The 22,176-nt window shown below is 38.2% G+C and carries 20 protein-coding genes; 16 read left to right on the forward strand and 4 right to left on the reverse strand.

Going from position 1 to position 22,176, the window contains the following annotated elements; translation table 11 throughout:
* Nucleotides 1-50: 50 nt before the first annotated feature.
* The 3 genes from argS to H5161_RS09705 all read left to right on the forward strand — a co-directional run bounded on the left by argS (nt 51) and on the right by H5161_RS09705 (nt 3,649).
* Complete coding sequence (argS, locus tag H5161_RS09695) at nt 51-1,793, forward strand: arginine--tRNA ligase (RefSeq protein ID WP_182769166.1); 1,743 nt, start codon at nt 51-53, stop codon at nt 1,791-1,793.
* Between the two features lie 428 nt (nt 1,794-2,221).
* Nucleotides 2,222-2,860 (forward strand): pyridoxamine 5'-phosphate oxidase, encoded by a 639-nt coding sequence (gene pdxH / locus H5161_RS09700; protein WP_002958774.1) that lies wholly within the window; start codon nt 2,222-2,224, stop codon nt 2,858-2,860.
* A gap of 21 nt (nt 2,861-2,881) precedes the next feature.
* Complete coding sequence (locus H5161_RS09705; protein ID WP_182769167.1) at nt 2,882-3,649, forward strand: TatD family hydrolase; 768 nt, start codon at nt 2,882-2,884, stop codon at nt 3,647-3,649.
* Here H5161_RS09705 and H5161_RS09710 read toward each other — a convergent pair.
* Entirely contained in the window at nt 3,619-4,236 is a 618-nt protein-coding gene (locus tag H5161_RS09710) for an AhpA/YtjB family protein (protein WP_182769168.1), read from the reverse strand. The genes H5161_RS09705 and H5161_RS09710 overlap by 31 nt on opposite strands.
* 152 nt (nt 4,237-4,388) lie before the next feature.
* Here H5161_RS09710 and serB point away from each other — a divergent pair, with 152 nt between their 5' ends.
* On the forward strand, nt 4,389-5,417 hold the full coding sequence (gene serB, locus H5161_RS09715; RefSeq protein ID WP_182769169.1) for a phosphoserine phosphatase SerB: 1,029 nt from the start codon (nt 4,389-4,391) through the stop codon (nt 5,415-5,417).
* A 20-nt stretch (nt 5,418-5,437) separates the two neighbouring features.
* Here serB and H5161_RS09720 read toward each other — a convergent pair whose 3' ends face one another.
* On the reverse strand, nt 5,438-7,915 hold the full coding sequence (locus H5161_RS09720; protein ID WP_182769170.1) for a PilZ domain-containing protein: 2,478 nt from the start codon (nt 7,913-7,915) through the stop codon (nt 5,438-5,440).
* A 364-nt stretch (nt 7,916-8,279) separates the two neighbouring features.
* On the opposite strand from H5161_RS09720, the gene radA reads away from it, so the two are divergent.
* Both radA and H5161_RS09730 read left to right on the forward strand, forming a co-directional pair.
* Complete coding sequence (gene radA, locus H5161_RS09725) at nt 8,280-9,665, forward strand: DNA repair protein RadA (protein ID WP_182769171.1); 1,386 nt, start codon at nt 8,280-8,282, stop codon at nt 9,663-9,665.
* 75 nt (nt 9,666-9,740) lie between these two features.
* Nucleotides 9,741-10,673, forward strand: coding sequence for a hypothetical protein (locus tag H5161_RS09730; RefSeq protein ID WP_002958768.1), 933 nt, complete (start codon nt 9,741-9,743; stop codon nt 10,671-10,673).
* Between the two features lie 53 nt (nt 10,674-10,726).
* Here the strand turns inward: H5161_RS09730 and argE are convergent, their stop codons facing one another.
* Nucleotides 10,727-11,875 (reverse strand): acetylornithine deacetylase, encoded by a 1,149-nt coding sequence (argE, locus tag H5161_RS09735; RefSeq protein ID WP_149602219.1) that lies wholly within the window; start codon nt 11,873-11,875, stop codon nt 10,727-10,729.
* A 224-nt stretch (nt 11,876-12,099) separates the two neighbouring features.
* Here argE and argC point away from each other — a divergent pair, with 224 nt between their 5' ends.
* The 10 genes from argC to H5161_RS09790 all read left to right on the forward strand — a co-directional run bounded on the left by argC (nt 12,100) and on the right by H5161_RS09790 (nt 21,475).
* Nucleotides 12,100-13,110 (forward strand): N-acetyl-gamma-glutamyl-phosphate reductase, encoded by a 1,011-nt coding sequence (argC, locus tag H5161_RS09740; protein ID WP_182769172.1) that lies wholly within the window; start codon nt 12,100-12,102, stop codon nt 13,108-13,110.
* Nucleotides 13,111-13,878, forward strand: a complete 768-nt coding sequence (gene argB / locus H5161_RS09745; RefSeq protein WP_182769173.1) for an acetylglutamate kinase — start codon at nt 13,111-13,113, stop codon at nt 13,876-13,878.
* A 7-nt stretch (nt 13,879-13,885) separates the two neighbouring features.
* Nucleotides 13,886-14,818, forward strand: a complete 933-nt coding sequence (locus tag H5161_RS09750; protein ID WP_002958764.1) for an ornithine carbamoyltransferase — start codon at nt 13,886-13,888, stop codon at nt 14,816-14,818.
* The gene (locus H5161_RS09755) at nt 14,815-16,017 is read left to right on the forward strand and encodes an argininosuccinate synthase (protein WP_007377844.1); all 1,203 of its coding nucleotides are present in this window, start codon (nt 14,815-14,817) and stop codon (nt 16,015-16,017) included. Before H5161_RS09750 ends, H5161_RS09755 begins: the two co-directional genes overlap by 4 nt.
* Before the next feature lie 51 nt (nt 16,018-16,068).
* Nucleotides 16,069-17,934, forward strand: a complete 1,866-nt coding sequence (gene argH, locus H5161_RS09760; protein ID WP_149602222.1) for an argininosuccinate lyase — start codon at nt 16,069-16,071, stop codon at nt 17,932-17,934.
* Between the two features lie 258 nt (nt 17,935-18,192).
* A complete protein-coding gene (locus H5161_RS09765; RefSeq protein WP_149602223.1) occupies nt 18,193-18,402 on the forward strand; it encodes a hypothetical protein in 210 nt (69 codons plus the stop codon).
* 13 nt (nt 18,403-18,415) lie between these two features.
* Complete coding sequence (locus H5161_RS09770; protein ID WP_149602224.1) at nt 18,416-18,949, forward strand: hypothetical protein; 534 nt, start codon at nt 18,416-18,418, stop codon at nt 18,947-18,949.
* Nucleotides 18,950-19,405: 456 nt separating this feature from the next.
* The gene (locus H5161_RS09775) at nt 19,406-19,921 is read left to right on the forward strand and encodes a hypothetical protein (RefSeq protein WP_182769174.1); all 516 of its coding nucleotides are present in this window, start codon (nt 19,406-19,408) and stop codon (nt 19,919-19,921) included.
* Nucleotides 19,914-20,438, forward strand: coding sequence for a hypothetical protein (locus H5161_RS09780; RefSeq protein WP_182769175.1), 525 nt, complete (start codon nt 19,914-19,916; stop codon nt 20,436-20,438). Before H5161_RS09775 ends, H5161_RS09780 begins: the two co-directional genes overlap by 8 nt.
* Nucleotides 20,439-20,956: 518 nt before the next feature.
* On the forward strand, nt 20,957-21,475 hold the full coding sequence (locus H5161_RS09790; protein WP_182769177.1) for a hypothetical protein: 519 nt from the start codon (nt 20,957-20,959) through the stop codon (nt 21,473-21,475).
* A 32-nt stretch (nt 21,476-21,507) separates the two neighbouring features.
* On the opposite strand, the gene coaD is transcribed toward H5161_RS09790, so the two are convergent.
* Nucleotides 21,508-21,999 (reverse strand): pantetheine-phosphate adenylyltransferase, encoded by a 492-nt coding sequence (gene coaD / locus H5161_RS09795; RefSeq protein WP_039484868.1) that lies wholly within the window; start codon nt 21,997-21,999, stop codon nt 21,508-21,510.
* Nucleotides 22,000-22,176 lie beyond the last annotated feature (177 nt).

The raw sequence follows: 22,176 nt of genomic DNA on the forward strand, positions 1-22,176 counted from the left end.
CAAGAATTAAAAGAAAACCTGCTTTGGCGGGTTTATAAAGGTAAAAAAATATGAATATTCGTACTATTTTAATTGAAAAAGCCATTGCAGCTATGGTCGGTGCAGGCTTACCTGAAGACACAAACCCGGCAGTAACGCAAAGCACGCGTCCACAATTTGGTGATTACCAAATTAATGCAGCCATGGGCGCAGCTAAAAAAATGAAAAGCAATCCACGTGAGCTTGCACAAAAAATTATTGATAACCTTGATGTAAGCGATATTGCACAAAAGACTGAAATTGCGGGTCCTGGTTTTATTAATATCCATTTAAAGCCTGAGTTTTTAGCGCAAAGCGTTAAAGCGGCTAACAATGATGCAAAACTAGCTGTAAACGAGCACGCTAAGCCACAAAAAGTTGTTGTTGATTATTCATCACCAAACCTAGCTAAAGAAATGCACGTAGGTCATTTACGTTCAACTATTATTGGTGACTCAATTGTACGTGCGCTTGAATTTAGAGGCGATACGGTTGTACGTCAAAATCACATGGGTGATTGGGGTACGCAATTTGGTATGTTAATCGCGCATTTAGAAGATCAAATTAGCCAAGGCGTTGACTTAGATACTGTTGCGCTTGCTGATTTAGAAACTTTTTACCGCGATGCTAAAAAACGCTTTGACGACGAAGAAGGCTTTGCAGATAAAGCACGTGACTACGTTGTTAAATTACAAGGCGGCGATGCGCATTGTGAAAAACTTTGGAAACTATTTATAGCCACCTCAGTTAAACACTCTGAAGAAGTATACAAGCGTTTAAATGTAACGCTTACCCAAGCCGATATTATGGCTGAAAGCGCATACAATGCAGAGCTTAACGATATTATTAGCCTACTTAAAGATAAAAACATTGCCGTAGAGTCGCAAGGCGCGCAAGTGGTGTTTTTAGATGAGCTAGCTAATAAAGATGGCGAGCCATCAGCCTTTATCGTACAAAAATCTGGCGGTGGTTTTTTATATGCAACAACAGACTTAGCGGCATGTGACTACCGTTCAAATAAATTAGGTGCTGATCGCATCTTAATTTTTGTAGATGCACGTCAAAATCTACACTTTAACCAAGTAGAGCTAACAGCGCGTAAAGCTGGTTTATTAAGAGACGAAACAAGCTACGAGTTTTGCCCGTTCGGCACCATGATGGGCGCCGATAATAAACCATTTAAAACACGTACTGGTGGCACAGTAAAACTTGCTGATTTATTAGAAGAGTCAATTAACCGCGCAGCAGCAAAATTAGCTGAACGTGAGTCTGATTTAAGTGATAGCGATCGCAGCGAAATTGCCCGTAAAGTAGGTATTGGCGCAGTTAAATATGCCGACCTTTCTAAGCACCGTACCAGTGATTACATTTTTAACTGGGACAGCATGCTAAGTTTTGAAGGCGCAACCGCTCCTTACTTACAATATGCTTATACACGCGTACGCAGTATTTTCCGCAAATCAGGTGTTGATGCTGCTACATTAAATTCAGACGTTGCAATTGTTGAGCCTCAAGAAAAAGCACTTGCACTTAAGCTACTACAGCTCGAAGAAGTACTTGATTTAATGATCAGCGAAGCAACACCGCACGTACTATGTGGTTACTTATACGAGCTTGCAAGCTTATACATGACATTTTACGAAGCCTGCCCAGTACTTAAAGAAGGCGTAGAGCCAAGCGCGCGCGATAGCCGTTTAGTGTTGTGTAATTTGGTTTCAAGAACATTAGAAACGGGATTAGATTTGCTAGGCATTGAAGTCATGGAGCAAATGTAATCACCGTCGTATTTTAACCTAATACTGCGTTATCCACCCCGGCTTACCCTAATCACATACAAACCGTATGCTCATAGGGATAAGTCGGGTTGGATGCCTTGTCTTAGGCTAAACTACTTAGGTGAACCGTCTGCTGCGTGTAGTTCGCTTTGACTGCGTTGTCGTGCTTTTTTAGCCTAAGTCACATACTAAATGTATGCTCCTTGGCATAAAAAAGCACTCCGTCTTGTCAGCACTTCTACACTTGCAGATGCAATGTTTTACATTGTAGGTTGGGTTGAGTGAAACGAAACCCAACGATACACCCGAGACTCGGTGCTATTTCTATCGTATATACCTGAGACTCGATACTTGTTATTACTCAATATCTATTGTTTTAAGCTCGCTACCCTAAGCTCTTTTCTAAGTCTTTATTTAAAGGATTTGTTATGAAACTCGAAGATATCCGCCGTGAATACCTGCAAGACGCGTTAAGCGAAGATAACTTGCAAGATGACCCATTCAAGCAGTTTGAAACATGGCTTGAGCATGCTGTAGCAAGCCAATTACCCGATCCAACAGCGATGGTTGTAGCAACTGTTGATGAAACCGGTCAGCCTTCACAGCGTATAGTGCTTTTAAAGCATCTGGATGATAACGGCTTTGTATTTTTTACCAATACAGGTTCGCGTAAAGCGCAGGAGCTTAAAGGCAATAACAAAATTTCCTTGCACTTTCCTTGGCATCACATGGAACGCCAAGTTATTGTTTATGGCGAGGCTAAACCATTACCTACTTCTGCTGTGGCAAAGTACTTTTTATCTCGTCCTAAAGAAAGCCAATTAGCAGCGTGGGCATCAGCTCAAAGTCGTCCGGTGTCATCACGTAAAGTACTAATGGAAACCTTTGCTAATATGAAAAACAAGTTTGCTAAAGGTGAAATTCCATTACCTGATTTTTGGGGCGGTTATTGTGTAGTGCCCACTAAAATTGAGTTTTGGCAAGGTGGGGCGCATCGTTTACATGACCGTTTTATGTATCAGCGCCAAGCAGATAACAGCTGGCAAATTACACGCTTAAACCCTTAATAAATAGATGAGTAAGTAACCGTGCAATTTATTGACTCTCATTGCCACCTCGATTTTAGTGAGTTTGATTCAAGTCGTGAATCGCTGATAACCGAGTGTGTAGCAAAGGGAGTTAATCAGTTCGTTGTGCCGGGTATTACGCTTGCTCAATCGCATACTCTTATAAAGCTCAAAGTAACCTATCCAAGTATAAAAATAGCGGCAGGGCTACATCCTTACTTCTTAGAGCAACATAAAGAATCGCACATAGAAGCGTTATTTGACTTTGCAACTACAAATAAGCATCAGCTGGTGGCCATTGGTGAGTGTGGGCTTGATCGAAGCATTGAAAACCTCTCTAAACAAACTTATTTATTTGAACAGCAAATAGGGCTTTCTAATGAGCTAAGCTTACCGCTCATTGTACATCACAGACAAAGCCATGATTTAATTGCACAATCGTTTAAACGTTGTAAGCCAAAAAATGGGGGAGTGATTCATGCATTTTCAGGTTCAATCCAACAAGCGAAGTATTATATCAAACAGGGCTTTAAGCTTGGCGTAGGCGGTGTTATTACCTATGAGCGTGCAGCTAAAACCCGTGCTGTTATTGCCGCTATTGAGCCCGAGCACTTAGTGCTTGAAACAGATTCACCTTCAATGCCTTTAAATGGCTACCAAGGGGAGATTAACACGCCATTGCATATACCTGATGTATTTAACGCGTTATGTAGTTTAAAGCCACATAGTGAAAGAGAGACGCTTGCAAAGCAGCTTTACTATTCTTGCTCAGATGTTTTTTGCATATAACGATTTACCTGCCAACGTTTTAACCCTCGTCCTAACTGCCACGTAAATATACAAGCAATCACTAGCATTAATAAAACCTGCCTGCCTAAGTCATGAAAATGATTATGGCTGTCGGATATTGCAGCGCGAGTTAAATAAGTAATAGATACAAAACCTATAGGGCGGTCATCATCGCTTATAACAGGTTCCATAAAAGGTGTTTTTAACTTACTTATTCCGGGGGTAGAATCAGAAAGTTGACCATAAACATGGTGCGACTGCCAATTGTCGCTACTGGCTAATAAAATCCCCTGTTGATCGTAAATAGTGGCCGAAAGCACGAACTCATCTTTACTTATATCGTTACAAATTGCATTGAGCTGGGGTTTATTTTTTTCGATTAAAGGTGTTTTAACATTTAAAGCCATAAACTGAGTGAGGCTTTTTGCGGTGCTGTCGGCGCTATCGTAAAGTAACTGGTGACTCTGAAAGCTACTATTAACACCCACCCAGCTTAGTAATACAAAACAGCCAGCCGCAAGAATTAAGCGAACGAGTCGCTTTCTTTGGGATGCGCTTATAGGGTTTTTAATATGGTTATTTTTCATAGTCACCGTTTATGCTACTGACAGCATTTTGATTTGATGTTACAACTACACTAACTATAACCTTAAACCCCACCTGATGGCGAATTTAGTGTTGAGAATAGCAGTTTTGAGATGCCAACTATCAGGAAAATAAAAATAAACACGGAGATCCCATGTCGCAAATCAACATGGCACAGCAAGCTGCTGAGCAACCATTACAACACTTAATTCTAAATAAATGGTTTAGCTATAGTGGTGGTGTATCTACACCTCTCGATTATATTCCAAACAAAGCATTAGGCTTATTTAGCATCGCATTTGCAGGTGATTTTGCAGAAAAACACATTGCCAATATTGTTGACTTTTTAGCGACACATAACCAAAACGTCACCGCTATATGCCAATACCAACCTGATTTAGGGCTTGCACCAGCACTGTGTTTTTACGCGCAAAATGCAGATAAAACTATAAACCCTTTAGTACTACAAGAATTTTCAAACACGCTTGATTGTCAATTAGTGCAAGTTGCTACGCCGCCTAATTTATATGAGCCAGGTTTATTGGTTATGGATATGGATTCAACTGCAATAACTATTGAGTGCATAGACGAAATAGCACGCCTTGCGAACGTATACGATGAAGTTGCCTCTGTAACTGCACTTGCAATGGCGGGTAAACTTGATTTTAGTGAGAGTTTATATCAGCGTGTAGCTAAGCTTGAAGGTATTGAAAAAAGCTTAATTGAAGAGCTGAAAAGTACATTACCATTAATGCCTGGTATTAAAATACTGTGCCAAATTTTAAAGCAACATAAGTGGTATTTGGCGATTGCCTCAGGTGGTTTTGTGCCTTTTGCAGAGCGTGTACAAGAGCTGATTAATTTAGATGAAGTGCACGCTAATGTGCTCGAATTTAAAAACGACAAGCTAACAGGTAAAGTACTGGGTACGATTGTCGATGCGCAGCAAAAAGCGGTCGTTTTAGAGTCACTTCAGCAAAAGCTAGGGCTTAAAAAAGCACAAACTGTAGCTATTGGAGATGGCGCAAATGATCTAGTCATGATGGCAAAAGCAGGCCTAGGTGTGGCCGTACATGGTAAGCCAAAAGTGGTTGAGCAAGCACAGGCGGCTATTTGTGATGGGTCATTATTGCAATTGTTGTATATGTTGGCTATTCCGTTAGAAAAACAACCAACACTTTAAAATAAATTAAGTTAAACCGCTTAACGTAAGCGGTTTAACCAAATAAGCTTACGGCGGCTCATTTGTGCTACTTGCTCTTTTTTTAGTTCTAAATGGCTTAGCGCTTCTTCAGTTATATCTACTACATCACCCACACCAGCTACGGCCCATAAGGCTTCTTCTAAATCTTTAGCTTTGTGCATTGCGTACTGACTTACGTATTTTAGCTCATTAGAAAGATAATCAGTATCGGGGCGACCTGTGCGCGATATATACAAACGCATTACGAATATAAGTTGCGATGTAATACCTTTACTAATTTGTTTATAAAAGCTTGAGTAGTCTTCACCTAAAGCGCATTGGCTAACAATAGCCTCTTCAATACTGCCTTTTCGAGGATCGAAGTTAATAGCAAGTGTAAAAGCAAGTGGTGCATCTTGGCGGCTGCGATCTTTAATATTTGGTGTTATTACATTAATAATTTGCTCTTCAGTCAGAATGCTCGAAAAGTCAGTTTTGTTACTTAATAAACCAAAGTTTTGCAAAATTACGTGAATAGGGCTGGCGTATAATCCATATCCAATTGCGCCGGTTTTAAAGTGTGCAGCTTCTTTGTGTAAATATAGCGGAAATTGGCAAACGCTTTTTGTAACCATATTTCTAAGTGCGGTAGATAAGCCTTCTACTTTAGGTGCTTCTTCAGATACTTTAAGTTTGTCTTTATTACCTTCTATTAGCTGAGTGAAAAAGGTCACGCCAGCATGGGGTAAATCAGCAATACGATTTGCTTTTAGGTTAATAGTAGTAAATGACTTACTGATGGCCATTACTTCGTACTTTAGTTCACTAAGCTTATGCTTTTTAGTTATTTTTTGAAGTTCAGGGAATGCTAAAAGTACTATATCGCCTTTTTTAAATGTGGCAGGTTGTTCGCACTCTAACTGCAAACCCATTACCGAAAAGTCACGTGTATAGCCGTTAAATACCTCATCATTAATAGTGACACTAACTGGTGTTTTATAAAGATAGCGCTTATGCGAGCGTAAATTTACGTATTCAAGTGGCACAATATCTAAGTAGGGTGGTGTTTTGTGTTTTGCGTGGCCAAAGTGCTTAAGCTGATTTACTAATGCTTTATCAAAAGTAAGTTGTTTATAATTTGCTTGTTCAGCTTTATTGCCAATATTTGTAAGTACAACAATATACTTAACATCTTTTATAAGGCCTTTTACACGAGGTGAAGGTGGCTTATTTAATTTTTCTATATTTTCACCGGCACTATTAGGTAGTGAAAGCGGTATAAAAGAATCATCTGGATGACTTGGCATTACTTGTATTTTAAAGCACTGCCAGCTCTCTTTTTGGCTACCAAAACCTAAAAATAGATCACGTAATTTAGGGTTGTTATTTAACTCTGTACGCGTCGCTGAGTAGTAATAAATTTTACCTGATGATATATGTGTAAATGTATAGAGGTAATCTTCTTTTACTGCGGTAATTTGAGTTAGTAATTGTGTAATACGCTGATGATTAAGTATATTGTACAAACACGGTACTTTTTTTTCATCGGTAAAGTAGCGCTGAATAAAAATATTATTTTCAGTGGTAAGGCTGAGGCTTGGGTAATATTGCTCCTTTTTTTTACTTAAAAACACATATAATGACGTTACGCGAGGAATGTAGTACTGCTCATACCCCTTTGATACTACAGCATCGAGCGTATTATCTAGATTTACTTTATAACGACGCTTATTACCATGAATAAAACTTTCTAAAAAGTCATTAAAGGCATCGTTGTTTTCTATATAAGTGCGCTTTAAACGGATGTGATTAAATTCACGAGAGATATTTTCTACTGCAACAACTTCGTATTGAATACCGTTTTTTAGGCCAAGTTCAAAGTCTTGCTCAAGGCCTACTAAGCGCATTGCGATGAGTTCGCCTTTTTTTATAGAGTAGCGCGTTGCAAGCTTAACTTTACAACCGCTTAAAGATATATCTGAGGTGCTAGCAGCAATGTTCTTTTTATCTTTGTAATCAATCGTTACTTTTATTGAGTAATTCATCCGCTCTTCACGGCGGCTCTCGTAAGAGGCAAACTTAATTACTTCAGTGTTTAAGTTATTTTCTAACTCTTGTAACTCTGATTTTTCGGCTGCTTGTTTTTGTAATACGCGGTGGTTATTTTCTGTATTCATTACGGCTTCGTAAACAGCTAAGGTGTATTCACCATGTTGTTTAAGCGCTTTTTCAAACACTTCAATGGCTGTGTCATCCATAAAGTGTTGCTTGCCGTTATGCTCATATGGTTTTACTTGGCCTGTCACTAATCCGCGAAGATCAACAAAACGTGCCACTGGCTGAGATAAACGCGACATTTCCATTTTCATTAAAAATTGCTCAGGTTTAGTTAACCCTGCGGTTTTTGATTTGAAAATTAGATCAAATTTAGCGTTGCCTAAATATGTTTTTAACTCATTCACGAGGTCTTCGTGTTTGAGCATTATGTCATCAGCCATTTATAAAACCATCACCGTCTAATTGAAAAAGTAGGTATACTGTTAAGTCCATTTATTAGAAGTTCAATAAACGTTAAATCGCGCTATGTTATTAATATAGGTACGATTATTTGAGTTACTACTGTTTAGCTCTTGTTATGTGTGTGTTGTCTGCCATTTTATTGGCAAGTTACTTTAAACTATTACAAAGCAAAAAGTATGCCCTAAATTATAGCTAAAAAGAAACACCATGTGTATTTATTGATTGTGACGCTAGATTTTTAAGCAGGCAAGAGTTTGTTGCTAAGTAAATGCCTGAAATGGCAAAATAAGCGCTTAATAGTAAGAATTTTTTTTAATTAAAGAATAGTAGGTAAAGTTATCAATGGCTAAAGCGGCAAAAGTAGAATTTGTTTGTACCGAATGTGGCATGAACTATCAACGTTGGCAGGGTCAATGTCGCTGCGGTGCGTGGAACACATTAGCGGAATTTAAGCCTTCAGCAGGGCACAGTAAAAAAGCATCAATACGAGCAAACGTTGGTGGTTATGCTGGTGGTGTTGGTGGTGGCTCTAAAAAAATCAATGATATTGCTACATCAGAGGCTGAAAAGCAGCTAACTGAAATCGGCGAGCTTGATCGCGTACTAAGCGGCGGGGTGACTACTGGCTCTGTTAATATAATTTCGGGCGATCCGGGGGCGGGTAAGACAACTTTGCTATCTGACCTAGTGGCGAGAATGTCACAACGGATGCCGTCACTTTACTGTACGGCAGAAGAATCTTTATCGCAGTTTAAAAACAGGGTAAATCGTTTAAAGTTAAACTATAACCCGGACGAGCTTTATTTACTTTCTGAAACGAGCGTTGAAACCATCATCGAAGAGCTCGAGAAAAATAAAATTAAGTTTGCTGTTATTGACTCTATTCAAGCTGTTGTAACCGATACGGCAAATGGTAGCCCAGGTTCGCCTTCGCAAGTAAAAAGCGCCGCCCAAGCATTAACCCAGTACTGTAAGCAAAATGATGTAACCATGTTCATTATTGCTCACGTAAATAAAAATAACGAAATAGCAGGCCCTCAAACACTTGTACATATTGTTGATGCGCTTTTACACATAGATACCAACGATGGGCAAATACGAACCCTTAGGGCAAATAAAAACCGCTTTGGTGATATTGATACTGTTGGCATTTTTAAAATGTGTGAACGTGGAATGTTAAGCGTTGATAATCCAAGTGAAATATTTTTATCGGGTTCAACCACCGACTCACCTGGCTCTACTATTACCTGTATTCGTAAAGGGAATCGTAATTTATTGCTTGAGATTCAATGTTTAACTACCGAAACAGAAGCTGAATTTCCGCAGCGTGTTTGTGTTGGTTTAAATATGAATCGTATAAAAATGCTGACCGGTATATTACGTAAGCATACTAAAACTAAAATATTTCACGATACGTTTTTTAATATTGTGGGTGGTTTAAGAATTGATGAGACAGAAACCTGCATCGATTTAGCATTAGTAACCGCGTTACTTAGCAGTTTAAACGAATTTGTTGTACCTCGTACCACGTGTATTATGGGAGAACTTAGCTTAAACGGCGATGTACGCCCAATAGACAGTGGTGTACCGCGTGTTAAAGAGGCTGCACAACATGGTTTTATAGAAATATATATTCCATTTCGCAATTACCATAAATCGATGGAAGGGCTAGGCGCTAAAATTACCCCTGTAAAAACCGTACATGAGTTACTTAGTTTGATTAATTAACACTTATCGGTGATGTTCTTCAGTGTTACTCTTAAGTTGAGACACTTTATAGAAAGAATTAAATAAGGAAATGACATGAAAAAATTAGTTATAGTTGCAGCTCTTGTGGCCGCAGGCGTGGGTGGTGTTAGTTACGCAAACTACGTAGCAACTCAAGAAGTGCGTGCAGAAGTAGATAAGCAACTTGCTTTAGTAAGCGAGCAAACTGGCGCTACATTTAAATACGCTGGTTTATCGGCAAGTGTTATTTCAAAGAGTGTAGAAATAACAAACATGGAAGTAATAAGCCCTGAAGGTGACAATGTTGCTAATATTCAAAGCATTGAAATAACTGGCTACGAGCCGGATAAAATATCACCACATACATCATTTGATGTAAAAAGCTTTCAGTTTGATAAAAGCTTCGTATCAAAATTACCAGCTGATACAAACGAAATGTTAGCGTCGGCAAGTTACGACTTACATTCATCACTTGATTACGATGAAGAGTCTGGCAATAGTGATGTAGTAGTTAAGCTTGATGCAAAAGACATTGTTAGTTTTAATATGGATATGGGTTTAGCTAATTCAAAAGCGTTAATGGATGCTTCATTGGCTATTAGCAAGGCGCAGCAAGAAGCGGGTGATCAACCGCTGACGTATGAGCAAGAATTACAGCAGCAAACACTTGTTATGCAAGCAATGAGTAAATTAGAGCCGCGTAATGTTAGCTTTGCCTTAAATAACCAGGGTAAATTAAAAGATTTACTCTCAAGCGAGCTTGAAAAGCAAGGTATGACGCTTGAGCAAATGGAAATGACGCTAGAGCAACAGTTACAACAAGCTCCTGTAACTGAAGATATTGCAGAGGCTTTAACTAGCTTTGCGAAAGGTTTGAATTCATTCAGTGTGTCTGCAAAGCTACCTGAAGGTAAAACTATGATGGAAATTAACCAACAAGTTATGATGCTAGTAGGGCAACCTGAAGAGCTAGTTAAGTTTATTAACTTAGAAGTTAAAGGTGATTAGGCCTTAGTTCTGTATTAATAAAGGCGCCAATTGGCGCCTTTATTGTAATCTTATTAGCTAAAGCAATTTGCTTTTATAAGATCAGTGATTATTTGTTGTGATGGTTTTATTTTTTCCATCGCTAAAAATTCATCAGGCTGGTGTGCTTGGTTAATTGAGCCTGGGCCCATTACAATCGTTTCACAACCGAGTTGCTGGATAAACGGCGCTTCAGTGCAGTAATTTACTGCGACCGCTTTTTGCCCCGCTATTTTTTCAGCCATTTTTACTAAAGCACTGTCGGTGCTCCCACTAAATGCCGGTATTGGTTCATGTAAATCAATAACGCTCACCGCATTTGGGTATTGCTGATTTATCTCTTTCGTTGCATCGAGTACTAATGCTTGTAGTTCTTGTACACTTAAACCTGGTAATGGGCGCATATCTATATGCATTTCACAGCAACCACAAATTCTATTCGCGTTATCGCCGCCATGAATATTACCTAAGTTTAATGTTGGATAAGGGATTTCGAAGTGGTTTATTGAATACTTATGCTTTAATTGTTCTTTTAAGATCATCAATTTTGTAATCACTTTATGCATTACTTCAATGGCGTTAAGACCACGTTCGGGATCGGAGCTATGCCCAGAGCGACCAACCACTCTTATTGCTGTACTCATATGGCCTTTGTGCATAAATACTGGCGTCATATCAGTAGGTTCGCCTATTATACAACGCGCAGGTTTTAAATTCGGGTGCTTACATATTTGTTGTGCACCAGCCATCGTTGTTTCTTCGTCGGCGGTGGCAAGGATTAAAATAGGCTGAGTTTGCTGCTTTTCATCAAGTTCACTAATCGCTTGTAATACAAAAGCAAAAAAGCCTTTCATATCAATACTTCCTAGCCCATACAATTTGTTATCGAGTTCGGTAAGTTTAAATGGATTATGATTCCAACGACTGTCATCAAAAGGCACTGTGTCGGTATGACCAGCTAGCATTAATCCGCCATCACCTTCTCCGCGTTTTGCTAATAAATTATAGCGCCCTTTACCTCCTTCTAATTCTATAATTTCACACGTAAAACCGATTGTTTCGCACCAACTGGCTAGGAGTTCAATTACGTTTTTATTGCTCATACACAGGTTGTCTTCAATAGCACTAATTGAAGGGGCTGCAATCAATTGTTGGTACATGGAAATAAACGAAGGCAAAGGCATAAAAAAATCCAAAATTATTATTCAATTTAATTGCATAACAATATAAAAGTATTTATGATGAATATCAATTCACTTTTTAAGCATAAATATATTAAAAGTAACGCCATGAAAATAATGCGACGATAATCAAAATTCATTAATAAAAAAGACTTAATTAGCGTCTAAGCTAGTTTAAGCGAACATTATAGATAAGTAGTAATTAATTTTAAGATAACGAGTAACAAATGAATGTAGTGATTATTGGCGCAAGCGGATACAGCGGCGCAGAGTTAGCAAGTTTAGTTGCTAAGCATCCAAACTTAACTTTAACAGGCTGTTATGTATCTGAGGGTAGCTTAGATAAAAATAAATTGCTAAGTGATTTATACCCAGAGCACCTTGGCTTACTAGACTGCCCTTTACTTCCTCTTAGCGTATCAGCTTTTGATGACATTCAAAGTGATGCTGATTACGTATGCTTATGTACCGATCACAAAGTAAGTGTTGATCTAGCGCCGCAATTTTTAGCTATGGGTAAAAAGGTATTTGATTTATCTGGTGGCTATCGTTTAGCAAGCAATGACGACTACGTTACTTACTATGGTTTTGAGCATCAACATCCAGAGCTTTTAAATGAAGCGGCTTACGGTCTAGCTGAGTGGAACCATGATGCTATCGCTAATGCAAAGCTAATTGCTGTTGCAGGTTGTTACCCAACAGCAGCGCTTAATGCGCTAAAACCGCTTAAGCAAGCAGGCTTATTGAGTAGCGAAAGTATTATTATTAATGCGGTTTCGGGCGTTACAGGCGCAGGGCGTAAAGCCAGTGTAGGAACGCATTTTTGTGAAGTGTCGCTTGCACCTTATGGTTTGTTTAACCATCGCCACGGCCCTGAAATTGAACAACACCTTGGCCACAAAGTGTTGTTTACACCGCACTTAGGTAATTTTCCGCGCGGTATTTTAGAAACTATTTATGTACAGCTTAAGCCAGGCGTTACCAAGGAAAACGTTGCATCGGCTTATCAAGTACTTACGAGCGAGCCATTAATTCGTTTATTAGGCGATAAAGTACCTTCAATTAAAGGTGTAGCTAAGCAGCCATTTGTTGATATTGGCTGGCAGCAACAAGGAACGCAGTTAATTGTGATGTCTGCTATTGATAACTTATTAAAAGGCGCTGCTGGACAAGCTTTGCAGTGTATTAATATTTCTATGAATTTAGATCATACCACTGGTTTAAAAGGAGCGTTTTAAATGAGTAAAAAAACGTGGGTAATTAAACTAGGTGGTGCAGTACTTAATACAGAAAATGCAGCAAAAGCGTTGTTTGATGTATTAAATGAGCAAAAAAATGATGAATTTGTCATTGTACATGGCGGTGGCGCTTTAGTTGATACATGGTTAAAACAAGCGGGTTTTGCCAGTGCTAAACACCAAGGATTACGTATTAGCCCAGCAGAGCAAATGCCTTATATAGTGGGTGCACTCGCAGGTTGCGCTAATAAACAATTAATGACTCAAGCTATTAGTGCTGGGCACAAGCCTGTGGGCTTAAGCCTTTTTGAGGCAGGTGTTACTGCCAATCAAAAGCTAAAAGCGCTTTGCTTAGTGGGTAAATGTAAAAGCAACGACGATTCTATTGTTAATGATTTACTTAAAATCGGTCGCCTACCGATTGTTAGCTCTATAGGCTTTGATGAGCAAGGGCTTTGGTACAACGTAAATGCAGATGAAGCAGCAGCGGCTATTGCTAGTAACTTAAATGCTGAGCTTATTTTTATGACGGATGTTGAAGCAGTGCTTGATGAAAATAAACAGCCGTTACATCAACTTGACACAAAACACATTGATACTTTAATTACAAATGGAGTAATTGTGGGCGGGATGGAGGTCAAAGTTAAGACCAGCCTTCACGCTGCCCAACATTTACGACGCGGTGTGTATATTTCCAGCTGGCAAAAGCCAGAAAATTTAACTGCTCTACTACAAGGCGAGCATGTCGGAACTAAGATTACACCATAGGTTTATTATGTTTGAGAATTTTTTAACGGGTTTAGAGTTAGACCAAGAAGGCGCACTTAATTTATTAAAGTTAGCGCAAGATATAAAAGCAAAACCAGAAAAATACAGCAACGTATTAGCGGGAAAATCAATCGTAACATTGTTTGAAAAACAAAGTTTACGTACTCGCTTATCGTTTGATATAGGTATTAACCGCCTTGGTGGCCATGCAGTTTATTTAGATCAGCAAAATGGCGCTATGGGTGCACGTGAATCAATTAAAGATTTCGCACTTAATATTTCTACTTGGGCCGATGGTATTGTTGCACGCGTAAATCAGCACAGCACATTAACTACATTAGGTGAATACGCATCAGTACCGGTAGTAAATAGTTTGTGTGATTTATACCACCCATGCCAAGCTCTTGCTGATTTTTTAACGCTTCAAGAAGTTCACGGCGATGTGAGCGAGCTTAAAGTGGCTTACTTAGGTGAGGGCAACAATGTAACTCATTCATTAATGCTTTTAGCTGCAACGCTTGGCACTGATTTTGTTGCTGTAACGCCAAAAGGCAGCTCGCCTGATTCGCAAATCCTTAAAAAGGCAGAGCAAATAGCGGCAATGAATGGCGCATCAGTGATGGTAAGTGACCGTGTTGAAGCGGCTGTTGGTGCAAACGTTGTATATGCAGATACATGGGTATCAATGGGTGATACAACACCGCTTGAGCAAGTTAAAGAAAAATATATGCCTTATCAATTAAATCAGGCATTGCTAGATCAAACAGGTGCAACTACGGTATTACATTGCCAACCGGCACACCGTGAATTTGAAATTACCTCTGAGGTAATGGATGGTCCAGCATCGAAAATTATTCAACAAGCAGAGAATCGCATGCACGCGCAAAATGCTTTGCTAGTTACATTACTAAATCCAAATTTTGTTAAGGAACACCTATGAGTTCAATTAAAAAAGTCGTTTTAGCCTATTCAGGTGGTCTTGATACATCGGCTATCGTGCCATGGTTAAAAGAAAACTACGGTTGTGAAGTTGTTGCGTTTGTAGCGGATGTAGGTCAAGGCGCAGAAGAACTTGAAGGCGTAGAAGCTAAAGCAATCGCTTCAGGTGCTTCAGAATGTTACGTAGTTGATTTAAAAGATGAAATGGTAAGTGATTACATTTATCCAACACTTAAAACGGGCTCGATTTACGAAGGTACTTATTTACTAGGTACGTCTATGGCGCGTCCTATTATTGCTAAAGCACAAGTTGAAATTGCACGTAAAGTAGGTGCTGATGCACTTTCTCATGGTTGTACTGGTAAAGGTAATGACCAAGTTCGTTTTGAATCATGTTTTGCAGCCCTTGCTCCAGATTTAAAAGTAATTGCGCCATGGCGTGAGTGGGACTTATCGAGTCGTGAATCATTACTTGATTACTTAGCAGAGCGTGACATTCCGTGTTCAGCATCTGCTACAAAAATTTATAGCCGTGATGCTAACGCTTGGCATATTTCGCACGAAGGTGGTGAGCTTGAAGATCCATGGTGTCAACCAACTGAGCAAGTATGGACTTGGACTAACTCTCCAGAGCAAGCACCAGATAAATCAGAACTAGTAACTTTAAAAGTTGTTGAAGGCGAAGTGGTTGCTGTAAATGGCGAAGAACTTAAACCATATGACTGTTTAGTTAAATTAAACGATATTGCATCACCTCATGGCGTTGGGCGTGTTGATATTGTAGAAAACCGTTTAGTAGGTATGAAGTCACGCGGTTGTTATGAAACACCAGGTGGCACAGTAATTATGGCTGCGCTTCAAGCCATTGACGAGCTAGTGCTTGATAAAGCAAGCCGTAAATGGAAAGAAGTACTAGGTGGTGAATTTTCACATTTAGTGTACGACGGACGTTGGTTTACACCACTTAAAGATTCTATTTTAGCCGGTGCAGAAGCACTTTCTAAAGTGGCAACAGGTGAAGTGGTACTTAAGCTATATAAAGGTCAAGTAACTGCGGTTCAAAAGCAATCACCAAATAGCTTATACAGCGAAGCATTTGCTACATTTGGCGAAGATGATGTATATGACCAGTCACACGCTGAAGGCTTTATTCGTTTATTCTCGCTTTCAAGCAGAATTTCAGCATTGGCTAAAAAGTAAATTATTTATAGCCCCTTATAAAAGGGGCACTACAGGGTTTGGAGAGATTTCATGGCATTATGGGGCGGACGTTTTTCTACGGGTCCAGATGAGGCGTTTAAGCAATTTAACGACTCTCTTCCCTTTGACTACCAGTTAGCAGAGCAAGATATTATTGGCTCTGTGGCATGGGCTGGTGCACTTGAACAGGTAAATGTACTTTCAAGTGATGAGCATACAAAATTAGTTGCTGCATTAAATGAGCTACTTGAAGAAGTTAAAGCTGATCCACAATCAGTTGCTACTTCAGGTGCAGAAGACATTCATTCACATGTTGAAGCTGCTCTAATTGAAAAAGTAGGTGATTTAGCTAAAAAATTACATACAGGCCGAAGCCGTAATGACCAAGTTGCCACCGATTTTAGACTATGGTGCCGTGATACAGCCGATCATTTACTAGATGCCATTGCACAGCTAAAAGGCGAATTTGTAGCGCTTGCAGAGCGAGAGCTTGGCACAATATTGCCAGGTTACACGCATTTACAGCGCGCACAACCAGTATTGTTTAGCCACTGGTGTATGGCGTATGTAGAAATGCTAGAGCGCGATGAAAGCCGCCTGCAAGATGCTAAAGCGCGCATGAATTTTTGCCCATTAGGCAGTGGTGCATTAGCAGGTACAGCTTATCCGATTGATCGCCAAGCATTAGCCCACGGATTAGGTTTTACAGCGGCTACAAAAAATAGCCTTGATGGCGTATCTGATCGTGACTTCGTGTTAGATCTTTTAAGTTGTGCGTCTATTTCGATGATTCACTTATCTCGTATGTCTGAAGATCTGATTTTTTATAATTCGGGTGAAGCCGGATTTATAGAGCTTGCTGATAACGTCACGTCAGGCTCATCGCTCATGCCTCAGAAAAAAAATCCTGATGCACTCGAGCTTATTCGCGGTAAAACCGGACGTGTATTTGGTGCATTTAGCGCTATGATGATGACATTAAAAGCGTTGCCACTTGCATACAATAAAGATATGCAAGAAGACAAAGAAGGCCTGTTTGACGCTATGCCAACATGGCTTGCATGTATTCATATGGCGCAAGCGTGTATTAAAGGCGTAAAAGTAAATGGTGATAAAACGTTAGCAGCGGCAAAAGGCGGCCACGCTAATGCCACTGAACTTGCTGATTACTTAGTTGCTAAAGGTGTGCCATTTAGAGAAGGGCATCACATTGTGGGTGTACTTGTACAGCTTGCGATTAGCGAAGGTAAAACGCTTGAGGAGCTATCACTTGAACAGTACAAATCAGTAAACACTGTATTTGAAGACGATGTTTACCCAGTACTTGAAATTGATGCTTGTATAAAAGCGCGTCAAGCGCTTGGCGGAACGTCTATTGAGCAAGTAACTAACGCTGTTAAAGAAGCCAAAAAAAAACAGCAAATAACGGTACGTGATGCAAATTTAGATGATGTAGAGGCAATTGCCACACTTATACAGCACTGGGCAACGGTAGGCGAAAACCTGCCTCGTGCAAAAAGCGATATGGTGCACTCCATTAACGAGTTTGCCGTTACTGAAATAAATGGAAAAGTGTCAGGTTGTGCATCGTTATACATTTACGATACCGGCCTTGCTGAAATACGCTCATTGGGTATAGACCCAAAAAGTAAAGTGACGGGGCAGGGTAGACAGCTTGTAGAGCACCTACTTGCTAAAGCCAAAAAATTGGCACTTAACCGAGTTATTGTATTGACCCGTGTCCCCGATTTCTTTGAACAACAACGTTTTACTTTTTGTAGCAAAGACTCTTTGCCTGAAAAAGTAATGAAAGATTGTGAACTTTGCCTTCGTAAAGAAAATTGTGACGAAGTAGCAATGGAATATATTTTGAAGCTAAGTACACGTGCGGAGATCCCGTGTAAATACGTAGCTTAAACTCCCTGGATACAAAAAACGTACGGTTATCCCTGTGCGTTTTTTTATATTTGCAGCAAACTGGTCGGAGTTGTTTGGTTTGATTATATTTTTGAGTGAATTTTAATGCGTCAAAAAAAGTTGGCACATTGATTGCTAATTATAAGGTAGATAGCAAAATAGCTATCACTGCTTAAAACAGGTAATGCATTTATCTACATAATAATGTGGTTAAAAGTTGCACCAAATATAATTAAAACTTTTACAAGGATCAATCACATGCAAGTTTCAGCTAATAGCCAATTACAAATGCAAGCATACAACAAAACGCAACAATTAAAGCCTGCAATGGAACAAACTGCTAGCCCTAAAACCCTGCAATCTGATACAGTGAGCTTTTCACAAGAAGCGATGACTGCTGCGAGTAATGAATTACAGCGTGGTGGCGCTGCAATCCTTTCAGGTGGTTCAGGCACTCGCCCTAAGTAATACAAGGTATTGAATGTTTTTAGCTGAGTTTTTTGGTTTGTTTTCGCTGTCAGCCTTCTCAATGTGGGCTTTTTTGATGGCATTCTTTTTTAATATCTTTGTATATAGCTTAGATGTTAAAAGGGATACCACACTATTGCTCAGCTCATTCATTATGATGATTTCCTATACTGCAACAGATTATATATTTACTTGGCTTTCATATTACGATACGACTTATTTTGATTGGGCAATTTACGACATATCTACAATTTTATGCTTAGCTATCGCATTTTTATTTATCAAAAAAACTACACCTTCATTTTTATACCTACTTATAGGTCTTTCTGTTAATTCTATATTTTTCTTATTGATGTATTTAGATGTGTATATTAATAAAAATCTTGAATCTTGGTGGTTTTGGAGTGTTTATCAGTTTTCTGTAAATATTATTGATTTTTTAATGGTCGTAGCTCTCATTGTAGATAGAGACTTTTTAGGTCTACACGGTATAAAAAGAAAATTAACTCGATTGTTTAAAACGAGTAAAACACAACCAACAACGTAACGAAAATGTACGTTACTGAACCCCTTATGGTTTATGTACAAGCCTTCACTCAGTGGGGCTTTTTAATGGCCTTTCTGTATTGTTTGACCTCTACGATAAATAAAGAAAATAAGTCTCCTGTTTATTTATCTGCGCTTATGCTCTGCTCATATGTTTCTAGTGGTTATATAGACTTATTAGAAGGTTTATATTTAAACTCGATGCTCTACGATTTTGTTACTATTTTAGCTTTATTAATTTTAGAGCACTTTAAAGTACTTCACCGCTCTATGGCTTTTCACTTCATCATCTTTGCGTTAATAATAAATGCTGTGCTTACCTTAATATTACATTACGATCTATACGTCTTGTATAACTATGAGCCTTGGTGGTATTGGAGTGTTTATTCTGTTGGTGTAAATATGTTCGATGTTTTAATGATTCTGTCACTAGTATTCAACAAAAATCTCAAAAATAATGGATAATATTCTAGTTAATCCAGCCATTTCTTTTTACATAGGTGCATTTGTACAGTGGGGCTTTTTAATGGCTTTTTTGTACTCATTAGTTATAAGTATTAACAAACCTAGAAAAGAAGCTGTATGGTTATCATTTGTTATGTCAATTTCTTACTCCCCAAGCCTGTTTATAGATATACAACACATATCGTATCTTCAGCTCTTTTTGTTTGATATAACAACTATTTTCGCCATTATTATTTTAAGGTTGTTCATTATTGAAAATCTTATATCGATTTACTTGTTGTTAGGGTTGATTATAAACTCATCATTATTTCTTGGTATGCATCTAGATGTATATATTTTTGATAATTACGAACCTTGGTGGTTTTGGTCATTTTATTCAATTGTTGTCAATTTAGCCGACTTTATGATGGTAGCTATTTTTTTTATAAACAAAGATTTTTTAGCTTTAGCTGCAATTAAAACATGGTTCCAAAATAGTATTATGAAAAGGAATAATAGTAGTGGTTGACATACTTTGGGCTCTGGTAGATTTAGGGTATAACGTAGCAATACTATTTACATGGTTCTTCCTAATCGCATTTTTATATAATCTATCAGCGAGTATTAATAAAAATGATAAAAGTAGAGCACATCTTTCATTTATAATGATGGTTTCATATATATCTAGTCTTTTTATGGATCCACTGATTGAAAATCCTCACCTAAATTACTTCTATTATGATCTTGCTACTATTAGCGCCCTGATACTTTGGCGATTTATATATAAAAAATTAGTACCAATTGCTTTTGACTATTTAATTGTAGGGCTTTTTATTAATGCATGTTTATTTTTAGGTATGCATTACGATATTGAAATTGCAGGTACTCTTTACTATTGGTGGTTTTGGACAGTTTATATTTTTGGAATGTATTTTGTCGACTTTACAATGGCATTGGTATTAATCATCAATAAGGATATTTTAGGTTTGTATAAACTAAAAGGGTGGTTGCGAAATAATAAATTCATAAAGGGGCATGATGGCTGACATACTGTGGGATCTGGTAGCGATTAGAGATTATGTAGGTATATTTATTACATGGCTCTTTGTAATTGCATTTCTTTATAATTTGTCAGCAAGCATAAACAGTCCCTATAAAAATACAATGTACCTTTCTGGTATTATGATGATTTCGTATACCTTAAGTACACTGTTCGATATGGTTATAGTGTCTCACTTAAACTATTTTTACTTCGATATTGTAACTCTAATTATTATTTTTACGTTTCGGTACTGCAGTTGTGGCCCAATTCCTAACGCATTTTATTATCTTGTTTTTGGTTTGAGTATTAACGCATCTTTATTTTTAGCTATGCATTACGATATAGAGATTTTAGGTACTCTATATTATTGGTGGTTTTGGAACGTTTATGTATTTGGTATGTACTTTACAGATTTGATAATGCCATTAGCACTTATCTTTAACAAAGATTTTTTAGGTTTGGTTGCTTTAAAACGGCATTTACTTAATCGTATAAAAAACACTCATCAAAAAGTTGAATAGAATGGAGGATCTATTTTGGCAATTAAATTCAGTTAACGAATATTTTGGAATACTTATTACATGGCTGTTTGTTTTTGCTTTTTTGTTCACTCTATCAATTGCCATTAATAAGCAAGATAAAAGCCGAGTTCACCTTAGCTTTATTATGATGGCTTCGTATACATCTAGTTTATTTATGGACATAACTACTGCAGCTCCGCATTTAAAGATGTTTATATTTGATGTACTAACAATTGCCGTTATTTTTATGTGGCGTATTTTTTTAGGATGTAAAATACCGTACGGATTTTATTATCTTATTGTAGGGCTTGGTATCAATGCCTCACTGTTTATGAGCATGTATATTGATAATACTCTTTATGGCAATTGGGACTTTTGGTGGCTGTGGATGCTGTATGGTTTTCTTATGCCTATTATTGATATCACTATGGCGCTAATACTAATTATCAATAAAGATTTGCTAAAACTTGTTTGGTTAATTAAAAAATTAAAATCATCATCTATACAAAAGCCGAATTAGCGCATACAAGTTATGCGCTAATTCGGGAAGTGTTATTGAGCACCACAGCCCAATTTAGTTTTTAGCGCTTTGACAATTACAGGATCTACAAACTCGCTTACATCACCATTGTGACGTGCTACTTCTTTAACGAGCGTTGATGAAATAAATGAATTTCGCTCTGCGGGTGTTAAAAATACACTTTCTAAATCAGGATTCAGGCGGCGGTTCATGTTAGCTAATTGAAATTCATAGTCAAAATCAGATACCGCTCTAATACCACGAATAAGCACATTAGCATTGTGATCGCGCGCAAGGTCAGCCAATAAGCCAGAAAAACCAATGACTTTAACATTATCTAAGTGACTTAAAATAGAGTTTGCAAGTTCAACACGTTCTTCAAGGTTAAAACAGGGTTTCTTACTTGGGTTGTTCGCAACCGCAACTAATACGGTATCAAACATTTTAGCTGCACGTTGAATAAGATCTGTATGACCATTGGTTAGTGGATCAAAGGTGCCCGGGTAAATTGCAATAACTTTCATAATGTTCACTATTTATGATTTTAGCGCTAGTTTAACAGTGTTTATGCCACAAAGCAGCCTAGCTAATAAAGCATATAAACACTTACTTTCTTTGAACAGGTCAGTCCAAGGTTTGAGTGTTTTAATGATTCATATTTGTTTATACTGTTTACCTCTTTTGAGTGTAATGTAGCCTAT

It is taken from the genome of Pseudoalteromonas sp. SG43-5 (assembly GCF_014164345.1).
GTDB classification, from domain to species: domain Bacteria; phylum Pseudomonadota; class Gammaproteobacteria; order Enterobacterales; family Alteromonadaceae; genus Pseudoalteromonas; species Pseudoalteromonas distincta.